We start from the raw sequence: 26,988 nt of genomic DNA on the forward strand, positions 1-26,988 counted from the left end.
ATTTAATGAATTTGTTAGGTGTAAAATGTTATTTTAATAACAGATATAGGGTGATAATGTTATTATAGTAACATTATGGGTAATTGTAAAAAATAGTACAGATAAAAATAAACAGGTTGTTGTTTTTTGTTTTTTTGGGAAAAAACAAAATAAAAAACCCAATAAAATCAATATCTTTCCTGACTGGTTTTGGCATACAATCAGGCCTTTTTGGGTTAGTGCATAGAATGAATTAGGTGTAGTGGTTTCGGACGTTTTGACCTTGCCGTACTATATACCCATTAACTCGCTCGGCAATACTGAGTGGTAACAAAGAGTAACCTATCCAACTTAAGTCATTTATGGTAAAACATTTGTTAATTTTTAAATGATTATGTTAATAATGAAATATAAACAACACGTTGTTTTCTGACATAGCATCTTTTAAACATAAAAATCGAAGAATTTTTAAACAAGGATGATGGAAAAGGACAATGATAGATATAAAAATTTTACGCTATTTTCTTGCTCTTGCTAAAGAAGAAAGTATTACCGCTGCCGCTAACCATTTGCATCTAACTCAACCTACTTTATCTCGTCAGTTGATGGAGCTTGAACAAACACTTGGCACCCCCCTATTTATTCGTGGCAGTAGGCGAATTACCTTGACCGATGAAGGAATACGATTACGTAAACGTGCCGAGGAGATACTGGAACTTGTGCATAAAACAGAAGAAGAGTTTCAAGCACCCACAGAAAATATTAGTGGTGATATTTATATTGGTTGTGGTGAAACCGATGCAATGAAGTTGGTGGTGAGTGTGATTAAATCAATGCAAGAGGTTTACCCACACATCCGCATCCATATTTATAGTGGTAATGCAAATGATGTCACCGAACGTATTGATAAGGGATTACTTGATTTTGGAGTGTTAATTGAACCAACTCATCTAACAAAATATGAATCATTGTGCCTTCCTCAACAAGATACATGGGGAGTTTTAATGAGAAAAGATTGTGCGTTGGCAAACCTTGAGGTCATTTCTCCATCTGATTTATGGTCATTACCACTGATTGTTTCCCAACAAAAATATGTTAGTGATAGCATTGAACAATGGTTTAAACGAAACGATGAAAAATTAAATATTATTGCAACATATAACTTAATATTTAATGCAGCTTTAATGGTTGAACAACATATCGGATATGCCTTGTGTTTAGATAAACTCATTAATACAGCGGGCGATAACCCGCTTTGTTTTAGACCTTTATATCCAAAATTAAAAGTAGATGTGAATATTGTCTGGAAAAAACATCATGTATTTTCTAAAGCTGCTGAACTGTTTTTAAAACAGCTAAAAGAACATTTTTGATATTCTTCTGCCATTTTATAATGATGAGTAAAAAAGGGAGCACCGTAATTCTGACTCCCTTTGCTGTGGAACAACATTTCATTAAAAATTAATCGCTATTTTAAATGCGTTTTAAAAAAGGTTGTTAATTTATCAAAAGGGATTAAATGGATGCGATCATAAAGATCAACATGCCCAGCTCCTTTTACATAATAGAGTTCTTTTGGTTCTATTGCACGGTTATAAGCATCTTCACTGAACTCTTTAGAATGAGCCTGATCACCTGTGATAAATAACATTGGTCGTGGTGAAATGGTTTCAATATCGTTAAATGGATAAAAGTTCATAAATTTTACATTACTGGTTAATGTTGGGTGAGTCGTTAGTTCTGGCGTTGAACTGGATGGAGTATATTCACCCCGAGGCGTACGATAAAAATCGTAAAATTCATGGGCAATTGGACCATCTTCGGGTTTGAGTTGCCCTTTATTGACCGTACCACTTGTATATAATGTCTGCCCCCCAGTAAATTCAACATAACGTTGTTCTGCCGCCTGTTTAATGATCTGTTTACGCTGTTCAAGTGTTAACGAATGGTGAAGAGCATTGCGATTGGCCGAACCCATATCGTACATACTTACCGTCGCAATGGCTTTTAAACGTGGATCAATTTTAGCGGCACTAATAACAAAACTGCCGCTACCACAAACACCAATTACGCCAATATTATGACTATCCACAAAAGTTTGAGTACCTAAATAATCAACTGCTGCACTGAAATCTTCTGCATACATATCGGGCAATACAACATTACGTGGCTGTCCCTCACTTTCGCCCCAAAAGGATAAGTCAATGGCTAATGTAATAAAGCCTTGTTCAGCCATTTTTGTCGCATATAAATTGGCACTTTGTTCTTTAACCGCACCCATTGGATGTCCAACAATAATGGCTGGATATTTGTTTTTGGCATCAAGCGTTTTAGGTATAAATAGGTTTCCAACCACACTCATTTTATATTGATTTAGAAAACTAACTTTTTGCATAGTGACATTATCGCTTTGATAAAAATTATTCGCATTGTTAGACATATCGGCTCCCATTACTGATGGTGATAAAAATAACCCAAAAAGACTTAAAAAGACGATTAAAGCAGTACTATCTTTGAAATAAAATAACCCCTTTTTCATTAATGTGATCCTTTTAATAAGTGAATATTAATTTAATATTTTCAATCAATTGTAAAAAATCTTACTATGCAATAGAACGTCCTGTTACACGAATAAATAACCAAAAGCTGAATTTAATTAATATCAAGGCACATAAAAAAATTAGCGCAGAACTAAAAAATATACCTTGCATCCCCTTATGATCAAAAATGAAGCCTCCCATTGCCGCTGCCAATCCGATAGAAAACTGAATCGCCGCAACGGATAATCCGCCCATCATTTCGGCTTTATCAGCAAGTGTACGTACAATCCAAGTAGACCAACCTACCGGAATAAAACCAAACATTAACCCCCACGCAATAACCAGCAACATGTTAAATATTATGTTTTTATTGATAAACATTAAAATAATAGCAAGCATTAATAAAATAAAATGAACGACTATCATCGTTATTTTAAATTGTTTGCCCATCACAATACCGGCAATAAGGGTACCAATACAGTTAGCAATACCAAATAGAAGCAAAAGCGTAGAGAGGGTATTTGTTTGTAAGGCAAGATTATTTTCTAAAAATGGTCTTAAGTATGTAAAAAATATGTGATATCCCCCATAACTAAATATTGTGGCTACTATTCCTATCGTTATCCAGCTTTGTTTTAAGAGAAAAAACATATTTTTAAAACTATTACCTTGCTGTGCAGGTAAAGTAGGTAATGCAATAAATTGCCAAATAAAGGCGATAGCGCCCAGTAATGCCGATAGCAAAAAAATATTTCGCCAACCAATCAGATTGCCTAAATAGCTTGCTAATGGTAGTGAAATAATTGTTGCCACTGAGACACCGGCATAGATAATACTTAATGCACGAGATAGATCTTTTGTCGGTACAAGTTGTAGCGTTACCGCTGAGGCCATAGACCAAAAGCCACCAACACATATCCCCAATATGCTGCGCCCCATCAATAGCATGATATAATTAGGTGTAAATGCGACTAATATATTAGCGCTCACCAATAAAATAGAGAGCGTTAATAATACTAATCGTCTATTTATTTTGTTTGTTAGTGGCGCCAATGTCAAACTTGCAATAACAGCAAAAATCCCCACAGCAGTGACCGTTTGACCTGCCACTCCTTCAGTAATTTTTAATGTTTGTGCAATAGGTGTTAATAAACTAATAGGAATAAACTCAGCCGCAATAAGGCTGGTTACCCCCATAAATAATGAAAAAACAGCAGACCAATGGGATGCTTTTTCTGGTTCTGTGTGACTGGATAAGCGTGTTTTCATTACATAAAGTACCTTTTAGTTAACTAGCTCCATAGCGTCACTAACGTTGGATTCTTGGCTAGTAAGTGCCTCTAAACCAAAGCGCCAACTTATCTATATAGATAAGATCAGAGCGGATAACACAAGCAGAAATAGTTTAAATAGCTAACTTCAAAAAAGTATAGGCACTTTATCAATCCATGTAAAATACTTATATTTTATAGTTACATATGCCTTAAAAGCATGGAGTATATGCTAGTTTTGTTGAGGATAATTAGATTGTTTTTTTGTTGAATAATAGTAAAAAAGTAAATATCACATCTGTCTATCTTACATTTTTAAATGCTTTTTTACCGTTATCATTGGGGGAGGACTTTCTAGATTTTTTAAATGGGCTATTTTTAAAGGTAGTAATAGTTAAGAGTTTGGCGCTGAATCATTTGATAAAGGTATAAATTCTTCTATATCTTGTATAAATTTTCTAGCTTTAGCTATACTAAGTTCGACTTCTTTTTTGTCTAATGTTTCTTGTAAATGGTAATCACATTTAATTCTAAGTGCTTTTTGCTCTAACAATCTTGCCCTTAAAGAAATTAATTTCATTCTTGGAATGGCTTCATCTTTACCCGGAGCTGCTAAATAATCGGTCACACTTTTATGAGATGGTTCATCTTTAGGTAATCTAAAATTGATTGAAGATAAGATAGCATGGTAACAACTATAATACGCTCTAGCAATTGCATTACGATAACCGATTTCATCATTTCGTTTTAATGAATCTTCAGCAAAAGAGAGAAAGTCTTTGCAGTTTACTGACACTTACTTTCGCCTTCTAAGTAATAACTTGATATTCAGATTTTAGATAACGAATAGAGACACCGAAAGCCTTATCATGAAGGTGTTCATTTTCAGCAATTTTATCAGCCAACTCACCATCTATTTTAGCCAAACGTACAAAATCAGTGTCGTTGGTTGTTAGTATCATAATATTAATATCATCGTCTGGATAATACTCACAACAAATTTGAGAATGTGATAACCGATAAGTATCTGCTATATCAAGAAAAGTTTTAAGTAAAAATTGCATATTTTCATCACTCAATTTTAAATTACTTTGAAATTGACGCAATGAATTAAGGCGTTGAGATAACCCAGAAATAACATCTTTTTTATTTAATTTATCAATTTCTTGATATACTTTATTAATTCCCTCAAAATTACCATTCCATAAATATGCATCAAACAAATGTATTAAAAAATTAGAGTTATTTGAAATTTGATTATTTGCCCTAATGATTTCTGCAATATGTTTTTTAATGAATCCTATATCAAATAAATAGGTTATATAATTCATCATAAAATAAGGTTCATTATAAGAAAAAGATTTTTCAAATAGCGATAATGCAGCTGAAACATCTCCCTTACAAGCATAAAAAAATGCCCACAATTGATCCCCAATTAAGTCTCCTTGAGGAAAAGGCTTCAAATCTTTACGGAACTCAAATTCTTCACAACCTTCGAAATTTCGTTCAGAAAAAAGAATCTGTATTAGCTTATCTAATATCATTGTGCCTTTTGTTGCAGGTACATTAGATTTTGCCATCGTTGATAATCCTTATACAGAATTGAATTGAATAATACATAAAATCACTAAGCGATAGTAATATCGGACGTCCAGTAATTAATCATTATAAATTATTGCTTATGATTAACAAGAAAAAGATTTTTCCTATCAACCAATAAAAATTTAGATTACTTATATTGGTATTTTCCATCCTAAAATAGGTTTCAGCATAAAAATTAGTTTTTCAAGGGAAAAACGCTCTGCTTTATAAAACAGAGCATTTAGAAGAAAAGAAAAAAAGTAAAAGGATTAGAATTCCATTAACTCTTTTTCTTTATCGGCAAGCACTGCATCTAATTTTTTAATTGCGGCATCTGTCGCTTTTTGGATTAAATCTTGTGCTTTACGTTCATCATCTTCTGAAATTTCTTTATCTTTTAGTAACGCTTTGATTTGATCGTTAGCATCACGGCGGATATTACGGATAGATACACGACCTTGTTCCGCTTCGTTACGAACAATTTTAGTTAAATCACGACGGCGTTCTTCTGTTAGTGGTGGTAATGGTACGCGAATAACAGTACCTGCTGATGCTGGGTTTAACCCTAAATCAGACGTTAAAATTGCTTTTTCAATAGCTGGGGTTAATGATTTATCAAATACAGTGATAGCTAGCGTTCTTGCATCTTCAGCAACGATGTTGGCTAGTTGACGCAGTGGCGTTGGGCTGCCGTAATATTCAACCATAATGCCATCTAATAAGCTTGGTGACGCACGACCGGTTCTAACTTTAGAAATATGATTTTGAAACGCATCAATGCTTTTTTCCATGCGCGTTTGCGCTTCTTTTTGAATCTCGTTTAACATAATAAAAGCCTTATTTAAAATAAAGATAATTAACTGGTTACTGTTGCCTTGTTATTAATTAATGTCCCTTCTTGTTCACCTAAAATAACGCGACGCAAAGCACCAGGTTTATTCATATTAAAGACACAAATGGGTAGATTATGATCTCTTGCTAATGTGAATGCAGCTAAATCCATCACTTTAAGTTCATCATCAAGGACTTTGTCATAACTTAACGTTTTATAAAGTGTTGCTGTTGGATCTTTAACGGGATCGGCTGAATAAACACCATCGACTTTGGTGGCTTTTAAAACAACATCAGCTTCAATTTCAATACCACGTAAACATGCTGCTGAATCGGTGGTAAAAAATGGATTGCCTGTTCCAGCAGACAAAATAACCACTCTACCATGACGAAGCAAGCTAATTGCTTCGGTCCAGCGATAATCATCACATACACCATTTAATGGAATCGCTGACATTAAACGGGCATTAACTTCAATTCGGTGCAATGCATCTCGCATCGCAAGACCATTCATTACAGTTGCTAGCATCCCCATATGATCGCCAACAACGCGGTTCATTCCCGCTTTAGCAAGCCCTGCACCCCGAAATAGATTACCGCCCCCAATAACAACAGCAACTTGAACATTCATTTCAATTAGCTCTTTAATTTCTTGCGCCATGCGATCTAGAACGGTTGCATCAATACCAAAACCTTCGTCGCCTTGTAGTGCTTCGCCACTGAGTTTAAGAAGAATACGTTTATAGAAAGGGGTCACCATACTGAAGTCTCACTATTTCGTTATTTAATTACTCAAGAAGCTAAAAATTAGCCGGTAGTAATTTTAAAATATTTTGTAGATAAACAAAACCGCCATAACGGCGGTTTTTTGAAACGATTAAGATTGTTTCGATATTGCAGCAACTTCTGCAGCAAAGTCAACTTCAACTTTTTCAATACCTTCACCCACTTCAAAACGAATAAATGAAGCTACTGCAGCTTTTTTCTCTTTTAATAAATCGCCAACTGTTTTTGAAGGCTCCATAACAAATGGTTGACCAGTTAGTGATACTTCACCAGTGAATTTACGCATACGACCTTCAACCATTTTTTCAGCGATTTCACGTGGTTTACCTGATTGCATTGCGATATCAATTTGAATATTACGTTCATGTTCAACCACATCAGCTGGAACATCGCTTGGGTCAACATATTCTGGTTTGCTTGCCGCAATGTGCATTGCAATATGTTTAACTAATTCATCATCAGCACCATTAGCAGCAACTAATACACCAATACGCGCACCATGTTGGTAACTACCCACCACATCACCAGAAATCTCTGCAACACGACGGATACCGATGTTTTCACCAATTTTAGCAACTAACGCTGTACGCTCTTCTTCAAATTTAGCTTGCAGTGCCGCAATATCGCTAGTGCGTTCAGTTAATGCTGCTTCAGCAACTTTATCACTAAATGCTAAAAATCCAGCATCTTTCGCAACAAAGTCTGTTTCGCAGTTAACTTCTAAGATAACACCAAATTTTTTATCTGCAGAAATTTTAGAAATAATAACACCTTCAGCCGCAACACGACCCGCTTTTTTAGCGGCTTTTGCTTGACCTGATTTACGCATGTTGTCAATTGCAAGTTCGATATCACCATTAGCTTCAACTAATGCTTTTTTACATTCCATCATACCTGCGCCCGTTCTTTCACGCAGTTCTTTTACCATAGAAGCGGTAACTTCAGCCATTTTTTAATCCTCTATTTAACCATTGTGATAACTTTCATTAGAATGGGTCGATAGCATTAAGTATCGACCCTGAAAATATTTGAGTTTATTACTCTGCTGCTGGCGCTTCTTCTACGAAGCTTTCTTCAGATACTGGAGATTGGTTTTGCTCACGACCAGAACGTACTGCTTCAGCAACTGCATTAGCATATAATTGAATTGCACGAATTGCGTCATCATTACCTGGTACGATGTAATCAATTCCATCAGGATCTGAGTTAGTATCAACAATAGCAATGACTGGAATACCTAAATTGTTAGCTTCTTTGATAGCGATATGTTCGTGGTCTGCACCAATCACAAAGATCACATCGGGTAAGCCACCCATATTTTTAATTCCGCCCAAGCTATTTTCTAATTTAGCCATTTCACGAGCACGCATAAGTGCTTCTTTTTTGGTTAATTTATCAAATGTACCATCACTAGCTTGTGTTTCTAAATCTTTTAGACGTTTGATTGATTGACGTACTGTTTTCCAGTTAGTCAACATACCACCTAACCAACGGTGATTAACATAGTATTGCCCACAACTTTCAGCTGCTTGTTTAATTGCTTCGCTAGCTGCACGCTTTGTACCAACAAATAAAATTTTACCTTTACGAGCGGCAATCTTGTTTAATTCAGCTAAAGCTTCGTTGAACAATGGTACTGTTTTTTCAAGATTGATAATATGAACTTTATTGCGTGCACCAAAAATAAATGGTTTCATTTTTGGGTTCCAATAACGAGTTTGGTGTCCAAAGTGTACACCCGCTTGTAACATATCGCGCATTGATACTGTAGTCATGATTTCCTCATTTTGACGTTGGGGTTATGCCTCCACATATCCGCTTTAACCGACCTAATCACATAAAGTAAAAGGCACCCCGGAAAAGTGTAATGATATGTGTGTGTTATAACGTTAATTAATCATTAAATGTAATACTTTTATTCGCCATTACTTTTGCAAAAAATAATGCGAAAATGTAGCGCGCGTTTTATACCATAAATAGTATAAGATTGCCAGCTTTATTTGTATTTATAGGCTATTAGCGATTTTAATTAGTTTTATTAAACTTTTCAGTATTCATTTAACAAGCAAACACAAAACAAAAAAAACAAATAAAATCAATGGTTTTTCTGAAATTTTTTTGGATGACTATTTCTATATTAGTTTGTATTATTTTGAAGAAATATGTCCGTTCTGTAAGCTAACGCTTACAGAACGATAATAATAGAAACTAGCTGAATAATTTATGGCACTGTAAGCTTATCCAATCCCATAGACCACCAAAAAATCCTGTTTCTTCAACATCTTGTAAGGCAACAAGGGGTTGTTCATTAATCACTTGACCGTCTAATAGAAACTGCATTTTACCGACAGTTGTGCCTTTAGTGATTGGGGCATAAATATAATCATCAATTTTATATTCAACTTGCACATCTGCAGAGCGGCCTTTTGGTACAGTGATGTAAGATCCATTAATCGCACCTAATTGAATTTTATTTTCATCACCATACCAAATCGTTTCTGTCGTTAATGGCGTTCCTGCTTTAACAGGATTTGCAGTTTCAAAAAAGCGGAAACCCCAGACTAATAGTTTTTTACTTTCTTCTTCACGACCTTTAAAGGTGCGACCACCCAGTACCGCTGAAATTAAACGCGTATTACCATCAACCGCTGAAGCAACTAAATTGTAGCCTGCGGCATTGGTGTGGCCTGTTTTGATGCCATCTACATTTAATGTGGTATCCCAAAGTAATCCATTTCTATTATGTTGTGGTTTTGATAGCGTATAGGTAAATTCTTTTTCTTTATAAATAGAATATTCTTTAGGTAAATCACGAATTAAGGCTTGCCCTAAAAATGCCATGTCTTTGGCTGTTGTGTATTGCCCTGGCGCATCAAGCCCATGAACAGTTTCAAAATGGGTATGATTTAGTCCAATTTTCTTGGCATAATCATTCATTAAATTAACAAAGGCTCCTTGGCTGCCGGCAACATGCTCAGCCATGGCAATACACGCATCGTTACCTGATTGGATAATAATACCTTTGTTAAGATCAGAAACCGATACCGTTTTACCGACCTCTAAAAACATTAATGATGACCCTTTTAACACAGGGTTACCCGTTGCCCAAGCGTCTTTGCTGACCACAACCATATCATCATTTTTTATACGACCTGACTGTAATGCTTGCCCTACCACATAACTGGTCATCATTTTAGTTAGGCTTGCCGGATCGCGCTGCTGCTCGGCATTATATTGTGCTAAAATTTCACCTGATTTGGCATCGATTAAAATATAAGACTCAGCATTTAGTTGTGGAATGGCTGGAATAGGAAAAGCCATTTCTGCTGATGCTGATGAACAAACTGCAAGCGCAAACAAAGCAAAAGATAATTTAAATTTCTTTTTCATTTATTACAATTCCGTTAAATATTTTTAGATAACATATATCGATGTGTGTGGATAGACATCATAATGCCAAAACTTGCCATTAATACGACTAAAGATGAGCCACCATAGCTTATTAAAGGTAATGGTACACCAACTACTGGTAAGATTCCACTGACCATACCAATATTAATAAACACATAAACAAAAAATACTAAAATTAGTCCACCAGATAAGATTCGACCAAATGTGGTTTGTGCCTGTGCAGCAATAATAAGCCCTCTTACAATTAAGCATAAAAATAGAATCAGCAAAACAATCGAGCCAACAAAACCAAACTCTTCAGCGATAACTGAAAAAATAAAATCAGTATGTCGTTCAGGCAAAAATTCGAGTTGTGATTGTGTGCCTTCTAGCCAACCTTTACCCCATATACCACCGGATCCAATCGCTGTTTTCGATTGAATAATATGATAGCCGGCTCCGCTTGGATCGAGTTCAGGATTGATCAACATTAATACGCGTTTTTGTTGGTAATCATGCATTAAAAAGAACCACATAATTGGTAAAAAGACAGCAATTAAAATTACTGCAATAAGAATATAACGCCAGTTTATTCCTGCTAAAAAAATAATAAAAATTCCTGACATAACAATTAATATTGCCGTACCTAGATCCGGTTGCATAGCAACAAGTAACGTCGGTATACCAATTATGGCAAGGGTTTGTAACGTAGTTTTTAATGGCGGCGGACATCCATCACGATGAATGAATTTGGCAACCATTAATGGCACCGCTATTTTAGCTATTTCTGAAGGTTGAAATCGCAATATACCTAAATCTAACCAACGCTGTGCGCCTTTACTGGTATAACCAAAAATATCGACTAATAATAGAATGATAATACAAGCAATATACAGATACGGCGCCCACTTTTCATAGGTTCTAGGAGAAAACTGAGCCAGCACAATCATTACAACAAATCCAAGCAATATTTGAATTACTCGCTTTTGCATCATGTCGATACTTTGCCCGGTTGCGCTCCAAAGAATATAAAGACTATAACCAAGTAATAAAGTAATAAATAAAAAAAACAAAGGATCAATATGTATCTTTTGCCAAAAAGATTTTTTGTTATTATTCATCATTAGTCTTCATTTCCTGTATTAGGTGAAGGTTCATCTAGCTCGGTTGAATTATTACCAAGTAAGTAAAAATCTAATATTTTACGCGCAACCGCACCACCGTTAGAGCTTCCGCCCCCGCCATTTTCTAAAACAATAGCTAACGCTATTTTTGGCTTATCGTAAGGTGCATAAGCAACAAACAAAGCGTGATCTCGCAGATGTTCGGGGATTTTATTTGAATTATAAATTTCATCAGATTTCAAACCATAAACTTGTGCGGTCCCCGATTTACCTGCTGCTTGATATTTTGCATCAGCATAAATCTTACGTGCTGTTCCTCGTGTCCCAAACATAACACGGTGCATACCTTCTTTAGCTAATGCCCAATAAATTGGTTTAACATCCATTAGACTATTATTTTCTATATATTTTTCAGGGTTAACTATTGGTTGATGTTCATTTGAATTTAAAATATCGCTCTTTTTATATAATAAAAAGTGGGGAGTATAGGTCTTACCATTATTAATTAACGTGGTTAATGCTTTAGCCATTTGTATTGGGGTTGCCGTCCAATAACCTTGACCAATACCAACTGGTATAGTATCACCTTGTAGCCAAGACTTTTTATGACGCTTCATTTTCCATTCACGACTCGGCATAACCGCGCGAGTTTCTTCGTTTGGAGAAATATCAATACCTGTTCGTTCACCATAACCAAATTTAGTCATCCATAAATTTAGGCGATCGATGCCCATATCATAAGCAACTTGATAAAAGTAGGTATCAACTGATTCTTCAATTGCTCTTAATACATCAACGCGGCCATGCCCCCATTTAAGCCAGTCTCGGTAACGTCGTTCAGTGCCAGGTAATTGCCACCAACCGGGATCGTTAATCACGGTTTTTGGGGTGATCACGCCTTCACTTAAAGCCGCAATAGAAATAAAAGGTTTTACTGTCGAAGCAGGGGGGTAAGCGCCCAGTAAAGCACGATTAAAAAGTGGCTTGCTAGGATCATTGAGCAATTCACTATATTTAGCATTTGAAATCCCCCCAACAAAAGGATTAGAATCATAACTTGGGCTAGAAACCAAGGCCAAAATCTCCCCATTATTAGGATCAATAGCCACTACCGCCGCTTTACGTCCAGTCAATAATTGCTCAATATAAAGTTGCAATTTAAGATTAATAGATAAATAAATATCTTCGCCCGCTTGCGGTGGATGTTGATTTAGTTGGCGAACAATACGACCTCGGCTATTGACTTCAACCTTTTCATAACCCGGCGTTCCGTGTAATACGTCTTCGTAATACCTTTCTATTCCCATTTTCCCAATATTAAATGTTGCTACATAATCGCTAGTTTTATTTTCATTTTCTAAACGCTGTTTATCTTGACTATTAATTTTAGAAATATAGCCAAGGATATGAGTTAGTGATGCGCCATATGGATAATAACGATGCTGTATGCCAAGAATAGAAACAAACGGAAAACGATGTTGATCCACGACAAAACGTGCTATTTGTTTTTCGGTCAAATTATCTTTCAATGGCACCGGACGGTGAGCTTTATAATTACGACGTTCTTTTTGAAATATTTCAATATCTTCATCTGTCAAATCAACAATTTTTTTTAGTTCATTAAGTTGTTCATTGAGATTTTTAGTTTTATCGGGAATGATATTTAATTGATAAGTAATATTGTTGATCGCTAATGGCGTACCATTACGATCATAAATCATTCCACGATTAGGTGGTGTAGGAATAATTTCAATACGATTATCATTCGATTTCGTACTGTAATAACTATAATTCAAAATCTGTAACCCAGCTAGGTTAATAATCAACACAATGATTAAAATAATAATTGCAACAAAAGCAATCAGTGCTCGACGCAAAAATAAATTCGCTTCTACTGAATGATCTCGAATATTTGTTTTCTTTTTTTTACTTGAGATAGGGATAATAATACTCCTTAAAATACTCTACTGCTTATGCTGATTTTCTTCCCACTGTTCATAGGCATTAACAATACTAGCGACTATTGGATGGCGTACCACATCTTCACTATTTAAAAAATTAAAACTAATTTCATTAATTTGACTCAAAACTTCAATGGCATGACGTAATCCTGATTTTTGATGATGTGGTAAATCAATTTGGGTAATATCGCCGGTTATAACCGCTTTTGAATTAAAGCCAATACGGGTTAAAAACATTTTCATTTGTTCAATAGTGGTATTTTGGCTTTCATCAAGAATAATAAACGCATCATTTAGCGTTCGTCCACGCATATAGGCGAGTGGTGCCACTTCAATCACGCTTTTTTCAATTAGTTTTTCGACCTTTTCAAAACCGAGCATTTCAAATAAGGCATCATAAAGTGGGCGTAAATAAGGATCGACTTTTTGGCTTAAATCACCAGGCAAAAAACCCAATTTTTCACCGGCTTCAACAGCAGGCCGAGTAAGCACAATGCGACGAATTTGTTGCTTCTCAAGCGCATCAACCGCAGCAGCTACCGCTAAATAAGTTTTACCTGTTCCTGCAGGACCAATCCCAAACGAAAGATCATAATCTAAAACATGGGCAATATATTGTGCCTGATTAGGTGTACGTGGTTTTATCACGCCTCGCTTAGTTTTTATCATAACCAGTTTATCGTTTTGATAATCAACATGACTAGGTAAATTTTCACTTACTTTTTGATGTATCCTTGTATCTTTTACCGCTAAATGAATTTGCTCGGGTTCAATATTAATAATTTTATCTTTTATTTTAGTTTGGTTATAAAGTACCTGCAAAATATCAGCAGCAGCTTGAACACAAATATTATCTCCAGTTATTACAAATAAATTTTCTCGATTATTAATTTCAATGTTTAATAAACGCTCAAGTTGTTTAATATTTTCATTATAAGGACCACAAAGACTATTAAGTCTTTTATTATCAATTGGTTCAATCATAATTTGTGTAGTAATATCCAAAAATAAATCCTCTAATAATTAACCTTAACCATTTTAAGGTTGATAAATTCCAACACCTAAATCATTTTCCTTTCGCGTTCGTGATATTACTGACATTGGTGATTCGTTTACGCGTAAATCCATTTCATCTTCGGTTCTAACTATTTTGCCACGCAATGAATTTGGATAGACATCTATAATTTCAACATCAACAAACTTACCGATCATCTCAGGACAACCTTCAAAATTAACAATTCTATTGTTTTCAGTTCGACCGGTTAATTCCATAAGGTCTTTTTTGGATGGACCTTCAACTAAAATACGTTGTACAGTATTTAACATACGACGGCTAAATTGCATAGCTTGTTGGTTGATTCGTTCTTGAAGAATGTAAAGGCGTTGCTTCTTCTCTTCTTCTGAAACATTATCTTCCATTTCAGCAGCGGGTGTACCTGGACGTGCTGAATAAACAAAGCTATAACTTAAATCAAAATTGACTTCGGCAATTAGCTTCATTGTTTGCTCAAAGTCTTCTTGCGTTTCCCCCGGGAAACCGACAATAAAATCAGAGCTAATTTGAATATCTGGACGTACTTTACGTAATTTTCGAATAATGGATTTATATTCAAGCGCAGTATGCGTACGTTTCATTAAATTTAATACACGATCTGAGCCACTTTGTACTGGCAAATGTAAAAAATTGACTAACTCTGGCGTATCACGATAAACATCGATAATATCATCAGTAAATTCAATTGGATGACTAGTTGTAAAACGTATACGATCGATACCATCAATGGCTGCAACTAAGCGTAATAACTCAGCAAAGGAACAAATATCACCATCAAACGTTGGCCCCTGATAAGCATTGACATTTTGACCTAATAGATTGACTTCACGCACACCTTGTTCAGCCAGTTGCGCAATTTCATAAATGACATCATCACAAGGTCTGCTAACTTCTTCCCCACGGGTATATGGAACCACGCAATAAGTACAATATTTATTACATCCTTCCATTATAGAGACAAAAGCTGTTGGTCCTTCGCTACGAGGCTCTGGTAGGCGATCAAATTTTTCAATTTCAGGGAAACTAACATCGACGACATGATTATCGTTACCGCTTCGAATCTGTTCAATCATTTCAGGTAAGCGATGAAAAGTTTGCGGTCCAAAAATAATATCTACAAATGGTGCACGTTTACGAATTTGAGCACCTTCTTGCGAAGCAACACAACCACCTACTCCAATAATAATATTAGAATTATTTTTTTTAAGGTTCTTCCAACGTCCTAGTTGATGAAAGACCTTTTCTTGGGCTTTTTCTCGAATAGAACAGGTATTTAGTAATAAAATATCAGCTTCATCGGCATTGTCTGTTAATGTTAAACCATGGGTGGATTCAAGGAGATCTGCCATTTTTGTTGAATCATACTCATTCATTTGGCAGCCCCAAGTTTTGATATGTAATTTTTTGCTCATCAATAACTCAGCTATATTATTTAATTGTTAAAATGAAAACGGGTTTAAATCCGCGATTTTAGCGCATTATATTGTAATCTTTTGTGATCGTAGGGTCTATAATAAAATAAAAATTAGCGGATAACTCAAAAAATTTTATTTATAAAAATAACAACCAATTATGATAATCATTCTTTTTAATATCCCTTAATTTTATGCTATTATCTGCGATTAATTTGACATCAAATAAAGTTTTAAGGTATGACAAAAGCATTTAGCCCAACAAAACGCCTATTAATTAAAGGTATTATTGCTACATGTTTACTATCTGTCACTCGTGTTGGCCTTGCAGCCACTCAAACCAAAGTTGTTGCAGTGCGTGTTTGGCCTTCTTCTACCTATACGAGAATTACATTAGAATCAAATATTAAACTCAATTATAAAACGGCTTCACTATTCAACCCAGATAGAATAGTCATTGATATTGATAATCTCAATTTAAATCCAACGCTAAAAACGATTTCATCAAAAGTATTAAGTCATGATCCTTATATTAAGTCGATACGCGTTTTGCAATTAGATCCTAAAACAGTAAGAATTATGATTGAATTAAAGCAAGGTGTTGAGCCTAATATTTTTACGCTATCACCCGTTGCAAAATTTAAGCATCGTTTAGTGATGGATCTTTATCCATCAAAAATTTCTTCAACAAAAGATGATGATCCTTTACTTGCACTATTAGAAGAATATAAAGCAGGTGATCTTAGTAAAAAACAAGCTGAAATTAAAACTCCAACCAATAAAAATAGAAATGCACCTCTTATTGTTATGCTCGATCCTGGTCATGGGGGTGAAGATCCAGGTGCGATTGGTTACAACAGAACTCGAGAAAAAGACATTGTTTTACAAATAGCGCGTCGAACTTATAATTTACTTAAGAGAGAGCCAAATATAAAAGTCTATATGACACGCAATGAAGATGTCTTTATACCATTAAAAGTCCGCGTAGCCAAGGCGCGATCTTTACATGCTGATATTTTTATTTCTATTCATGCTGACGCCTTTACTAACCGTTCTGTCGGTGGTTCCTCTGTTTTTGCATTATCAACACGTGGAGCGAGTAGTTCGGCCGCAAGTTATTTAGCTCAAACCCAAAATGAAGCAGATCAAATAGGGGGGGTAAGCCGTAGTGGTGACAAGTATTTAGATAATACGATTTTAGATTTGGTTCAAAAAACAACGTTAAATAATGGTGTATTACTTGGTAATGCTATTTTGAATCGAATGAAAAGAATAAATAAGTTACATAAACCATCACTTGAAAAAGCAGGATTTGCAGTGTTAAAAGCACCTGACATTCCATCTGTTTTAGTTGAAACAGCCTTTATTAGTAATATTAACGAAGAAAAAAAATTAAAGACTGCTTCATTCCAAAATCAAGTATCTAAATCAATTGTGGATGGTATTAAAGATTATTTGAAAAAACGTAAACATTAAATTTTTAAAAATTTTCAGAGAAGTTTGTGTTTAAGCAAACAACTATTGAATAATAATCAAACACCTTTCAGCATCTAATTCTGGTATAGTCAATTTAATATTTTGTTTAAGCGTAAAACCCTCAGGAATAGGATCAATATCACTTCCTTTTAAAGCGTAAAAAGATCCTTTTTGATCTGGGAGGTGCTTACACCAATTAAGCATATCTTGCAACGAAGCAAAAGCTCGGCTAATAACCCCATCAAATTTTTTATCGTTATACTCTTCGATTCGGCTTTGTATTGGGTTAATATTTGTTAGCTTTAATTCAAACTGTACTTGCTTTAAAAAACGAATACGCTTACCTAAACTATCAACCAAATCAAATTGTTTATCTGGGTTAACTATCGCTAAAGGAACGCCTGGTAAACCAGGACCTGTTCCTACATCAATAAATGTTTTGCCAGTTAAATAAGGCGATACAACTAAACTATCCATAATATGCTTAACTAACATCTGACTCGGATCGCGCACCGCGGTTAAATTGTAAGTTTTGTTCCATTTGCTTAGCATTTCAACATAATGGATCAGTTGATCTAGTTGTGATTCAGGGATCAAAAGATCCGTTTGATCAATTAGACTAATGAGTTTCTTTTTTAACATAATTTTTCTTTTTTAAATAAACTAATAACATTGAAATAGCGGCTGGTGTAATACCAGAAATACGCGAAGCTTGCCCTATAGAAACAGGTTTATGTTGCTTTAATTTCGCCACCACTTCATTCGATAATCCAGATATTTCGGCATAATCAATATGCTCAGGAATAAGCGTTTCTTCATTGCGCTTTTGACGTTCAATTTCTTCTATTTGCAGTTTAATATAACCATCATATTTTACTTGAATTTCAACCTGCTCGGCAGCTTGTGGGTCAGATAATCCAGGTGCAAATAATGAAAGTGATTTCAATGTGTTATAACTCATTTCAGGCCGTTTAAGTAACTCTTCACCATTGGCTTCTTTAGTCAAATTCGCACTTAAAACAGCATTGACTTCATCGATGGTTTCAATATGAGGGTGTACCCAGATATCGCGTAACCTCGCCCTTTCTTGCTCAATAGCATCAAATTTTTCATTAAAATGACGCCAACGGTAATCGTCGACCATGCCTAAATTACGACCAATTTCAGTTAAGCGAATGTCGGCATTATCTTCACGTAACATTAAACGATATTCAGCTCGGGAGGTAAACATGCGGTAAGGTTCGTTAGTGCCAAGTGTACAAAGATCATCGACTAACACACCTAAATAAGCCTGATCGCGACTTGGATACCATTGATCTTGTTCATATGCAAAGCGAGCTGCATTTAAACCTGCAAGCATTCCTTGTGCTGCCGCTTCTTCATAGCCTGTTGTTCCATTAATTTGTCCAGCTAAAAAGAGACCTTTGATCACTTTACTTTCAAGTGTTGGTTTAAGATCCCTTGGATCAAAATAATCATATTCGATCGCATAACCTGGTCTTATAATATTGGCGTTTTCTAATCCTTTCATACTGCGCACAAATGCAAGTTGCGTATCAAATGGTAAGCTTGTTGAGATCCCATTTGGATAGATCTCATTACTCTCTAATCCTTCCGGCTCTAAATAGATCTGATGAGAATTACGATCGGCAAAACGCATGATCTTATCTTCAATTGATGGGCAATATCTTGGTCCGACACCTTCAATAATGCCGGTGTACATAGGACTGCGATCTAAATTAGATCTAATAATATCGTGTGTTGTTTCATTAGTGCTGGTGATATAGCAAGGGATCTGCTTAGGATGTTCATTTGCATTACCCAAAAATGAAAATACTGGAACAGGATCATCGCCATATTGCGTCCCCAATTTTGAAAAATCAATCGTTCTAGCATCTATTCGTGGTGGAGTACCGGTTTTTAGGCGCCCCATTCTAAATGAATATTGATGTAGAGATTTTGATAAACCAATCGAAGCTGGATCGCCGGTACGACCACCACTATAATTATCAAGCCCTATGTGGATCTTACCATCTAAAAAAGTACCCGTTGTTAACACAACCGCTTTGGCTTTAAAAGAAACACCCATTTGAGTTTTTACACCAATGATCTGATCGTTTTCAATGATCACATCTTCAACGGATTGTTGAAATAACATTAAATTTTCTTGGTTTTCAAGTGCTGTCCTTATCACTTTTCGATAGAGAGATCGATCCGCTTGTGCACGTGTAGCTCTAACAGCTGGGCCTTTGCTGCTATTTAAGATCCTAAATTGGATCCCTGATAGATCGATAGCATGAGCCATTAAGCCACCCATAGCATCGATTTCTTTAACTAGGTGACCTTTACCTATACCTCCAATAGCTGGATTACAGGACATTTGTCCTAATGTATTAATATTATGGGTTAAAAGTAGTGTTTTTCGTCCCATTCTTGCTGATGCCATAGCTGCTTCTGTTCCGGCATGGCCACCACCTACGATGATGACATCAAAAAGATCTGGATAAAACATAAAAAAGCCTCGTATTTATTTATGTACGGATGATCGCAAATTTAGATCGGGTGATTTGGTTTATTTAGGGTAGGGAATTTTACTCATCTTTTTGATTACGTCAAATGATCTATTTTGATCGCGATCTAAATAAAATAAGATCTTTTAGATGATCTTTTTATTTTTATTATTATTACCGTGGATCATTTCTGTTGATAACTATTTTTTATAATTATTTTATAGGATCTTATCGATCATTTAATTCTGTTAATTGATCGGATCTTTTTTTATTTAAACCTGTTTATAACTATTGCATTTATCCACAGTCTATTTATTTAATAAGGTTATTAATGCGTTTATAACAGCTTGTGATCCCAATTTATCACAGAGTTATCCACAAAAAACAAGTTTGTTTGCTTACTTTTTTATCTCTTATTGCTTTGATTTTATACTTGCATGATCGGTCTTTATTTAAGATCTAACATATTTATTAAAAAAAAACTAAATATGAAAAATAAATAAGTAATAAGTAATCTAGTAAGTAAAATATAATATGAGGATAGGAAATTTTTCTTTTCTATAAAAGTGATTGATTTTTATGAAAGCAAATTTATACTTAACATGATTATGTTTTTATTGTGAGGTTCTTTTATTACTCTTTCGCAGCTACCTTTACCTTTTTCATTACCCAATAATGAAACTTTTGATAGTTTTTATGTAGGTGATAATCGATTATTGTTTGATTCATTGCAAACCTTATTAGGTCTAGAAGGATTTAATATCTTTTATATATGGTCGGCTAATGTTGCGGGTCGAACTCATCTTTTACATGCATCAAATCAAAATAAATTAGCTAGTTATATTCCCTTAAAGCAGTATTATCATCTTGTACCTGAAATTCTGCAAGGATTAGATCATTATGATTTAGTCTGTTTAGATGATATTGACGCAATAGCAGGTCATAGAGATTGGGAAGAGGCTATTTTTGATTTATTTAATCGTTTAACTGAAAAAAACGTGAGTAAATTATTGATAACATCAAGCGCACCACCTAAACAAATTTCTTTTATATTACCTGATTTGGTTTCTAGATTATCTTGGGGACAGGTTTATCAATTAAAAGAGCTTAGTGATGATGATAAGCTTAAAGCCTTACAATTAAGAGCACAATTAAGCGGTTTTGAATTATCAACAGAAGTAGGGTTATTTTTATTAAAACGTGTTAACCGTGATATGCGTACGCTATTTTCTTTATTAGAAAAGTTTGAAGTAGCAACGCTTGCGCAACAACGTAAATTAACCATTCCTTTTATCAAACATATTTTGGATTTGTAATATGAGTCAAAAACCTGAAGCTATTGTTTTTTTTGATCTAGATGGGACATTATTTAATAGCCAAATCGATGTGTTACCCAGCTCTTTTGAAGCTATAAAAAAATTAAAACAAAATAATATTACACCAATGATTGCAACGGGTCGAACACCTTGTGAAGTGGTTGATTTAATGAAAAAGACTCAAATTGAGTCGATAATTGGCATGAATGGGCAAGTTGTTTTATATCAAGGCGAAAAGGTCTTTACTAATGATATTGATAAGGGCGTTATCGATCGTTTGTATCAATACTCTAAACAGCAAACCGGTATTCCGTTGTCTTTTTATAATCACGAAATTATGCGAGTGTCGCAAAATAGTCAACCCACTAAAAAATTTTATCATTTCCTAAAAGAACAAGTTCCGCCTGTCGATGATCAGATTTATTTAAAATCACCTATTCAGATGCTTTTATTACTTTGTGAATCAGGTGAGGCGCTTTATCGAGATATCTTCCCTGAGTTAACCTTTATTCGTAATACACCTTACTGTGTTGATGTTTTCAATCATGGTGGTTCTAAAGGTTATGGTATTACTCAATTATTAAAAAATAAAGGTTTCACTGATGTGCCAACCTATGCTTTTGGTGATGGCATGAATGATTTTGAAATGTTCTTAACCGTTGATCATCCTATTGCTATGGGTAATGCGGTTGATGAATTAAAAGCGCAAGCTGAGTTTGTTACAGAGACTAATGATAATGATGGAATAGCTAAAGGGTTACAACATTTTGGATTGATTTAATCAAAAATTGTCTGTATTTTTAGTTTATTGATAATAAACTCCTAAACAAACAGCTTGACTTGCGCCTGTTACCTCTGGAATGTTTGATGGAATATTATTGATTCGACAATAAGCAAGCCAAGCAAAGGCTATTGCCTCCATATCGTCTCCACTTATACCTTTTGTATCGGTCGTTAATACGGCCCATGAGGGTAATAAAGCCGATAATCTTTGCATAATTAGTGGATTTTTAGCACCTCCACCACAAACTAAAAGCTCACAAGGTAATGTGCTTACTATAGGTAATTTATTCATTTCATTGGCAATGGATAAAGCGGTAAATTCAACGAGTGTTGCTTGAATATCTTGTGCTTTTAAATGTGTTCCAGCTAATTTTTTATAGAGCCAGGATAAGTTAAATAGTTCTCGTCCTGTACTTTTGGGAGCGGGTATTTGAAAATAGTCTTCTTGATATAAAAGATTTAATAAGTCTTGGTTTATTTTACCGGTTTTTGCCCATAATCCGCCCTTATCATAGTTTTTACCTAAGTGCTCTTTTATCCAACCATCCAGTAATACATTACCTGGACCAGTATCATAACCTAGGATGGTTTGATTGGGTATTAATACCGAAATGTTACTCATACCGCCGATATTTAGTACCACGCGATTTATTTGTGGATCTTGTAGCACTGCTTTGTGAAAAGCAGGAACAAGAGGCGCACCTTGTCCACCATAAGCCATATCTTTACGACGAAAATCAGCAATAGTGGTTATACCTGTTTTTGCGGCAATGATATTGGCATCACCAATTTGTAAGGTAAAAGGATTATCACCATTTGGTGAATGGTAAATTGTTTGTCCGTGACAGCCAATAGCTTTAATTTTTTGTTTATCAATATGATTTTCTTTTAAAAAATTATTTATACTATCAGCAAACAGTTTGCCAATTAGGTGATCTATCTCACCTAAATTCTGTAATGTGGTTTGTTGAGTTTCACATAATTTTAGTAAATGCTGTTTTAAATCGGCGGGCATTGGATAGCAGTTGCTAGCTATTGATGATATGACATTTTTTGCGGTAATATTCACTAAAGCAATATCAACTCCATCCATGCTAGTACCTGACATCACACCAATATATAAATTTTGCATAAAGTTACCCTTGCCGAATTATTTGGCCCGTTTTGATGTCTTTTATTTTCGATGGTTGTGATCGATGACCTGTTACACCATCTAAAATAGGAAATTCTTGACCAAACTGTTTGGCGACTTCGATGGCTGTTTTGCAAGGATTATGAGCAGAAAGATTAGCACTGGTTGACACTATCGGTTTGCCATAAAGATCACAAAGCTTACAAACTAAAGGATGATTGGTGACGCGTACTGCAATGGAATCAAATTTTCCAGTCAAAAAATAAGGCGTATTTTTATTTTTAGGAAAAACCCAAGTAACAGGTCCAGGCCAGTTAGTAAGCGCTAACTGTTTTTGCTCGTTAGTGATGGCTGATTCATCTATATAGGGAATTAGTTGTAGGTAATGGCTGGCAATTAAAATCAAGCCTTTATCTATTGATCGTTGTTTTAGTTGTAACAATTTTAATACGGCTGATTCGCAATCTGGATCACACCCTAGACCAAAAACGGCTTCAGTTGGGTAAGCGATCACTTCACCATTTTTTAAGTAATTATTGATTTCGGATAATGTTAATAAATTAGCCATTAAATTTGAATACGAGCTGAGTACAATTGAGATGTATATTAAACCTAGGTCTTTGGTTTTGCAAATCCGCATGACTTACGCCTTTAAATGATGATAGTCAAAAAAGGGATAAAGCTTTCCTCTAATTAATGGCATAATATTTTTTACTAATTTTCACCAAATTATTTACTTCAGAAAAGTACTCATTTCCTCTCTAACTTGAGGTACGGTTAAACCCACAATGATTTGTAATGACTGTCCTTTGTATACAACATTTATTGCGCCATGGTTTTGGAAATAATCTACTTCCTGAACTAATTCGGGTTTATTTACTTTAATACGTAAACGGGTCGCACAATTAGTTAATTGTGTAATATTTCCTTTACCTCCTAATCCTTCAATAAAGGCAATGGCTTGTTGTGTTACACTATCAATAGTGACAGAGTCTGTCTTAGATTTGTTGACTTTTTGGTTTTTATTTTTTTTATAATCCGATTTAGTAAATAGTTTAATATTTTTATCTGAGCGCCCAGGAGTCATAAGATTGAATCTAATAATTAAAAACTTAAACACAAAGAAATAAATGACAGTAAAAGTTAAACCAATAGCTATTTGAATGGCATAAACCTCCCAATGATTTGCACCAAGTGGTAACCAATTTTGAAAGATAAAATCAATAATGCCTAAGTAGAAATTTCCCGATATACCAAACATATACATGATTGTGGACATTGATGCAGCCAAAAATGCGTGAACAACAAATAACATAGGAGCGATAAAGATAAAAGTAAATTCAATTGGTTCAGTAATCCCTGTCAAAATAGCGGTAATTGTTGCGCCAATTAACAATCCAGATACCATTTTTTTATTTTCTGGTTTTGCTGTTGCGTAAATAGCCATTGAAATACCAGCACAACCAAATACTTTCCCCATCCCGATTAACATAAATCCACCCTGAGGGAATAATTCATTTAATGTTTTTGTGCTAGTAGCAAATTCAGAAATATGAGAAATCCAATAATTAACTGTTCCGCCATCAGTGACAATGGGACCAAAATAAATTGGTCCATAAATAAAGTGATGTAATCCTGTAGGAATTAAAATGCGTTCTAAAAATGTAAATAGCCATACTCCAATCACACCTGAATTTAAAATGAAACTCTGTAAAGTTTGAATTCCGTTTTGAATTGGAGGCCAAATTAATACCGTCAATATAGCTAATATAAGCATTAAAGGAAAACAGATAATAACGATTAAGGGAGTACCCGTAAATACATTTACCCATTCTGGTAAACGTAAATCAAAATAGCGATTATGAATCCAAACGGTAAAAGCTGCAGTTATAATAGAGCCAACAATTGAAGTATCTAATGTTAATACACCCCCAATTTGAGTTAATCCTGTTTGCCCAACTTGGTAATTGATTTCAAGTTGTTCACTCCAAATATCAAGAATCCCTCCAATAAAATAGTTAAATGTTAAATAAGAGATAAAAGCAGCTAAGACGGCTCGACCAGATGCCCTTTTTGCTAATGCAATCGGTAAGCCAAGAGCAAACAGCATAGGCATATTTTGAAATAAAACCAGCGATGCTTTTTGGAATACATTAACAATTTTGACATAAATAGACCCTTCTATGGCAAAGGGGAATAAATGAGGATTCAGTAAAACAACAGTCAATCCCAATAAAATACCAGCAGCAGGAAAGAGTAAAACAGGAACAAACATTGCTGCCCCAAAACGTTGAATTGTGTTTCTCATATACATTAACCTTTTATTAATATATTGACTTCATTATTTTAAAATAGTCATACGCATATTTATGAATATCACTAAGCATTAATCGAAACTTTAGTATTATTCATTATTGATATAAAAGTATTATTTAAAAAACTGAGGCAAATAATCTTTATTTTCGTTCAATATTTCTTCAACGATTGCTTTTGCTTTAGGGACATTAACAACCGTTCTATTTAGTGTTAATGCATTGATTAATTTTTGTTTAGAGCCTTCGTACCAGGCATCAACAACTAATTTTTCATAACCTAATTGGATTTCAATCATCGCTTTTTGGAATGTTGGGATCTTACCAATAGCAAAAGCTTTAGGACCATCAGAGGTTAACATACATGGTACTTCAACCATTGCATCATCTTGTATGTTACTAATAACGCCTTTATTTGGGACAATCACAAGATAAATATCTCCTTTGTTATAGGCTAGCGATGCTGCAACTCGAATCATATAACGACCATGAATATCATCATGGATTTCTTCACCAGCAATGGAGCTTTTTTCAATAATACGTTTACACATTTCAAATACATTTTTTTCACGACCATTGATAACTTGACGCGCGCGAGTATTATTAATATCTTCTTTACTCACCATTTTTTCTGGATATAAATAGTATTGTAAATAAGTATTTGGTAAAAATTCAGGGTTATCTCTTAACATGGTTTCCATGTTTTTAAACGTTGCTTGCCACGAAGGATCATTAGCTATAATTGAGTCAACAGCTTTAATACCATCTTTTAAGATAATATTTTTAATTCGTTGGGTTAAATCTTCGCCTTGTTTATTTTTAACTTTTGTAAACCAACCATAATGATTTAACCCAAAGTATTCTGGTACAAAATCCCAAATCTCACAGTTAAGTAATTTTGCATAACTTACCATGATTGCTGCAGGCATATCACAAATGTTTAAGATTCGATTATCGTCAGGAAATTCTCGGTTTAAGGCTTCGGCAACAAGCGCTGCTGGATTGGTATAGTTTAAAATCCAAGCATTCTTTTGATATGAACGAATTTCACGTATAAGTTCAATCATATCCCCAATTGAACGCAATCCATAAGCCATGCCGCCTGCACCACAAGTTTCTTGACCTACACAGTGATAAGACAATGGGATTTGTTCATCACGTTCACGCATTTTTAAACCACCTGAACGAATTTGCATAAAAAAGAAATCAGAGTTTTCAAAAGCGACTTTTTTATCTGTTGTATAAGTAAACTCTTCAATTTCTGGATAGAGTTCTTTAAACATGATTTCAGTTGCTTTTGCATTTAACTCTTGGCGAGCTGCATCAATATCATAAAAAACAACTCTTCTTAATGGAAAGTTCTCTTTTTCTGTTACAAGACTTCTCATAATACCTAAGGTATAAGTACTACCAGCACCAACAACAGTTAAATTAATCTTTTTCATAGCATGTTCCCTAAATTGTACTTGTTAAATAAAAATTTAGTTAAAACATGTTATCAATAAGTTTTATTTATAATAATACTTATTT

The 26,988-nt window shown here is 34.7% G+C and carries 23 protein-coding genes; 4 read left to right on the forward strand and 19 right to left on the reverse strand.

The genetic code is table 11. The annotated features are described in order from the left end of the window. Positions 1–476 precede the first annotated feature (476 nt). A complete protein-coding gene (locus tag A9G22_RS07675; RefSeq protein WP_065587119.1) occupies positions 477–1,352 on the forward strand; it encodes a LysR family transcriptional regulator in 876 nt (291 codons plus the stop codon). Positions 1,353–1,447: 95 nt separating this feature from the next. Here A9G22_RS07675 and A9G22_RS07680 read toward each other — a convergent pair whose 3' ends face one another. From A9G22_RS07680 to miaB, 13 genes are all read right to left on the reverse strand, one after another. Continuing rightward, positions 1,448–2,518: an alpha/beta hydrolase gene (locus A9G22_RS07680; RefSeq protein WP_075508637.1), complete on the reverse strand. Its 1,071-nt coding sequence runs from the start codon at positions 2,516–2,518 to the stop codon at positions 1,448–1,450. A 64-nt stretch (positions 2,519–2,582) separates the two neighbouring features. After that, entirely contained in the window at positions 2,583–3,788 is a 1,206-nt protein-coding gene (locus tag A9G22_RS07685; protein ID WP_075508638.1) for an MFS transporter, read from the reverse strand. Between the two features lie 396 nt (positions 3,789–4,184). Next, on the reverse strand, positions 4,185–4,586 hold the full coding sequence (locus tag A9G22_RS07690; protein WP_075508639.1) for a HEPN domain-containing protein: 402 nt from the start codon (positions 4,584–4,586) through the stop codon (positions 4,185–4,187). Positions 4,587–4,599: 13 nt separating this feature from the next. Next, on the reverse strand, positions 4,600–5,370 hold the full coding sequence (locus tag A9G22_RS07695) for a hypothetical protein (protein ID WP_065587086.1): 771 nt from the start codon (positions 5,368–5,370) through the stop codon (positions 4,600–4,602). Positions 5,371–5,640: 270 nt separating this feature from the next. Beyond that, positions 5,641–6,198, reverse strand: a complete 558-nt coding sequence (gene frr, locus A9G22_RS07700; RefSeq protein ID WP_065587087.1) for a ribosome recycling factor — start codon at positions 6,196–6,198, stop codon at positions 5,641–5,643. A gap of 29 nt (positions 6,199–6,227) precedes the next feature. Beyond that, entirely contained in the window at positions 6,228–6,962 is a 735-nt protein-coding gene (pyrH, locus tag A9G22_RS07705) for a UMP kinase (RefSeq protein WP_065587088.1), read from the reverse strand. Positions 6,963–7,079: 117 nt separating this feature from the next. Beyond that, positions 7,080–7,937 carry a translation elongation factor Ts gene (gene tsf, locus A9G22_RS07710; protein WP_065587089.1) on the reverse strand — a complete coding sequence of 286 codons (858 nt, stop codon included), beginning with the start codon at positions 7,935–7,937 and terminating at the stop codon, positions 7,080–7,082. A gap of 88 nt (positions 7,938–8,025) precedes the next feature. Continuing rightward, entirely contained in the window at positions 8,026–8,763 is a 738-nt protein-coding gene (rpsB, locus tag A9G22_RS07715) for a 30S ribosomal protein S2 (RefSeq protein WP_065560530.1), read from the reverse strand. Positions 8,764–9,196: 433 nt separating this feature from the next. Then, entirely contained in the window at positions 9,197–10,378 is a 1,182-nt protein-coding gene (locus A9G22_RS07720) for a serine hydrolase (RefSeq protein ID WP_075508640.1), read from the reverse strand. A 14-nt stretch (positions 10,379–10,392) separates the two neighbouring features. Next, the gene (gene mrdB, locus A9G22_RS07725) at positions 10,393–11,502 is read right to left on the reverse strand and encodes a peptidoglycan glycosyltransferase MrdB (protein WP_075508641.1); all 1,110 of its coding nucleotides are present in this window, start codon (positions 11,500–11,502) and stop codon (positions 10,393–10,395) included. After that, a complete protein-coding gene (gene mrdA, locus A9G22_RS07730; protein WP_065587092.1) occupies positions 11,502–13,439 on the reverse strand; it encodes a penicillin-binding protein 2 in 1,938 nt (645 codons plus the stop codon). The genes mrdB and mrdA overlap by 1 nt, the downstream gene beginning before the upstream one ends. 27 nt (positions 13,440–13,466) lie before the next feature. Next, positions 13,467–14,447: a PhoH family protein gene (locus tag A9G22_RS07735; RefSeq protein ID WP_442899747.1), complete on the reverse strand. Its 981-nt coding sequence runs from the start codon at positions 14,445–14,447 to the stop codon at positions 13,467–13,469. Positions 14,448–14,501: 54 nt separating this feature from the next. Then, on the reverse strand, positions 14,502–15,929 hold the full coding sequence (gene miaB, locus A9G22_RS07740) for a tRNA (N6-isopentenyl adenosine(37)-C2)-methylthiotransferase MiaB (RefSeq protein WP_075508643.1): 1,428 nt from the start codon (positions 15,927–15,929) through the stop codon (positions 14,502–14,504). 240 nt (positions 15,930–16,169) lie between these two features. On the opposite strand from miaB, the gene A9G22_RS07745 reads away from it, so the two are divergent. Continuing rightward, positions 16,170–17,405, forward strand: a complete 1,236-nt coding sequence (locus A9G22_RS07745) for an N-acetylmuramoyl-L-alanine amidase (protein ID WP_065587095.1) — start codon at positions 16,170–16,172, stop codon at positions 17,403–17,405. Between the two features lie 42 nt (positions 17,406–17,447). Here the strand turns inward: A9G22_RS07745 and rsmG are convergent, their stop codons facing one another. Continuing rightward, entirely contained in the window at positions 17,448–18,047 is a 600-nt protein-coding gene (gene rsmG, locus A9G22_RS07750) for a 16S rRNA (guanine(527)-N(7))-methyltransferase RsmG (RefSeq protein WP_075508644.1), read from the reverse strand. After that, entirely contained in the window at positions 18,025–19,917 is a 1,893-nt protein-coding gene (gene mnmG / locus A9G22_RS07755) for a tRNA uridine-5-carboxymethylaminomethyl(34) synthesis enzyme MnmG (RefSeq protein ID WP_075508645.1), read from the reverse strand. The genes rsmG and mnmG overlap by 23 nt, the downstream gene beginning before the upstream one ends. Before the next feature lie 630 nt (positions 19,918–20,547). On the opposite strand from mnmG, the gene hda reads away from it, so the two are divergent. Together hda and A9G22_RS07765 are read left to right on the forward strand one after the other, a co-directional pair. Further along, on the forward strand, positions 20,548–21,231 hold the full coding sequence (gene hda, locus A9G22_RS07760; RefSeq protein ID WP_065587098.1) for a DnaA inactivator Hda: 684 nt from the start codon (positions 20,548–20,550) through the stop codon (positions 21,229–21,231). Position 21,232: 1 nt separating this feature from the next. Further along, the gene (locus A9G22_RS07765) at positions 21,233–22,012 is read left to right on the forward strand and encodes a Cof-type HAD-IIB family hydrolase (RefSeq protein WP_065587099.1); all 780 of its coding nucleotides are present in this window, start codon (positions 21,233–21,235) and stop codon (positions 22,010–22,012) included. Positions 22,013–22,036: 24 nt separating this feature from the next. On the opposite strand, the gene A9G22_RS07770 is transcribed toward A9G22_RS07765, so the two are convergent. The 4 genes from A9G22_RS07770 to A9G22_RS07785 form a co-directional block, all read right to left on the reverse strand. Continuing rightward, positions 22,037–23,146, reverse strand: coding sequence for an anhydro-N-acetylmuramic acid kinase (locus tag A9G22_RS07770; protein WP_065587100.1), 1,110 nt, complete (start codon positions 23,144–23,146; stop codon positions 22,037–22,039). Positions 23,147–23,150: 4 nt separating this feature from the next. Continuing rightward, complete coding sequence (locus A9G22_RS07775) at positions 23,151–23,714, reverse strand: Sua5/YciO/YrdC/YwlC family protein (RefSeq protein ID WP_075508649.1); 564 nt, start codon at positions 23,712–23,714, stop codon at positions 23,151–23,153. 165 nt (positions 23,715–23,879) lie between these two features. After that, the gene (locus A9G22_RS07780) at positions 23,880–25,454 is read right to left on the reverse strand and encodes an alpha-glucoside-specific PTS transporter subunit IIBC (RefSeq protein ID WP_075508646.1); all 1,575 of its coding nucleotides are present in this window, start codon (positions 25,452–25,454) and stop codon (positions 23,880–23,882) included. Positions 25,455–25,574: 120 nt separating this feature from the next. Then, on the reverse strand, positions 25,575–26,903 hold the full coding sequence (locus tag A9G22_RS07785; protein WP_065587102.1) for a 6-phospho-alpha-glucosidase: 1,329 nt from the start codon (positions 26,901–26,903) through the stop codon (positions 25,575–25,577). Positions 26,904–26,988 lie beyond the last annotated feature (85 nt).

The organism is Gilliamella sp. App2-1, from assembly GCF_001690255.1.
GTDB classification, from domain to species: domain Bacteria; phylum Pseudomonadota; class Gammaproteobacteria; order Enterobacterales; family Orbaceae; genus Gilliamella; species Gilliamella apicola_G.

Excerpts from the sequence above, each read along its gene's own strand:
- A9G22_RS07680 (WP_075508637.1), bottom strand. The coding sequence starts at position 2,518 with ATGAAAAAGGGGTTATTTTATTTCAAAGATAGTACTGCTTTAATCGTC.
- A9G22_RS07685 (WP_075508638.1), bottom strand. The coding sequence starts at position 3,788 with ATGAAAACACGCTTATCCAGTCACACAGAACCAGAAAAAGCATCCCAT.
- A9G22_RS07695 (WP_065587086.1), bottom strand. The coding sequence starts at position 5,370 with ATGGCAAAATCTAATGTACCTGCAACAAAAGGCACAATGATATTAGAT.
- frr (WP_065587087.1), bottom strand. The coding sequence starts at position 6,198 with ATGTTAAACGAGATTCAAAAAGAAGCGCAAACGCGCATGGAAAAAAGC.
- pyrH (WP_065587088.1), bottom strand. The coding sequence starts at position 6,962 with ATGGTGACCCCTTTCTATAAACGTATTCTTCTTAAACTCAGTGGCGAA.
- tsf (WP_065587089.1), bottom strand. The coding sequence starts at position 7,937 with ATGGCTGAAGTTACCGCTTCTATGGTAAAAGAACTGCGTGAAAGAACG.
- rpsB (WP_065560530.1), bottom strand. The coding sequence starts at position 8,763 with ATGACTACAGTATCAATGCGCGATATGTTACAAGCGGGTGTACACTTT.
- A9G22_RS07720 (WP_075508640.1), bottom strand. The coding sequence starts at position 10,378 with ATGAAAAAGAAATTTAAATTATCTTTTGCTTTGTTTGCGCTTGCAGTT.
- mrdB (WP_075508641.1), bottom strand. The coding sequence starts at position 11,502 with ATGATGAATAATAACAAAAAATCTTTTTGGCAAAAGATACATATTGAT.
- A9G22_RS07735 (WP_442899747.1), bottom strand. The coding sequence starts at position 14,447 with ATGATTGAACCAATTGATAATAAAAGACTTAATAGTCTTTGTGGTCCT.
- miaB (WP_075508643.1), bottom strand. The coding sequence starts at position 15,929 with ATGAGCAAAAAATTACATATCAAAACTTGGGGCTGCCAAATGAATGAG.
- A9G22_RS07745 (WP_065587095.1), top strand. The coding sequence starts at position 16,170 with ATGACAAAAGCATTTAGCCCAACAAAACGCCTATTAATTAAAGGTATT.
- rsmG (WP_075508644.1), bottom strand. The coding sequence starts at position 18,047 with ATGTTAAAAAAGAAACTCATTAGTCTAATTGATCAAACGGATCTTTTG.
- mnmG (WP_075508645.1), bottom strand. The coding sequence starts at position 19,917 with ATGTTTTATCCAGATCTTTTTGATGTCATCATCGTAGGTGGTGGCCAT.
- A9G22_RS07765 (WP_065587099.1), top strand. The coding sequence starts at position 21,233 with ATGAGTCAAAAACCTGAAGCTATTGTTTTTTTTGATCTAGATGGGACA.
- A9G22_RS07770 (WP_065587100.1), bottom strand. The coding sequence starts at position 23,146 with ATGCAAAATTTATATATTGGTGTGATGTCAGGTACTAGCATGGATGGA.
- A9G22_RS07775 (WP_075508649.1), bottom strand. The coding sequence starts at position 23,714 with ATGGCTAATTTATTAACATTATCCGAAATCAATAATTACTTAAAAAAT.
- A9G22_RS07780 (WP_075508646.1), bottom strand. The coding sequence starts at position 25,454 with ATGAGAAACACAATTCAACGTTTTGGGGCAGCAATGTTTGTTCCTGTT.
- A9G22_RS07785 (WP_065587102.1), bottom strand. The coding sequence starts at position 26,903 with ATGAAAAAGATTAATTTAACTGTTGTTGGTGCTGGTAGTACTTATACC.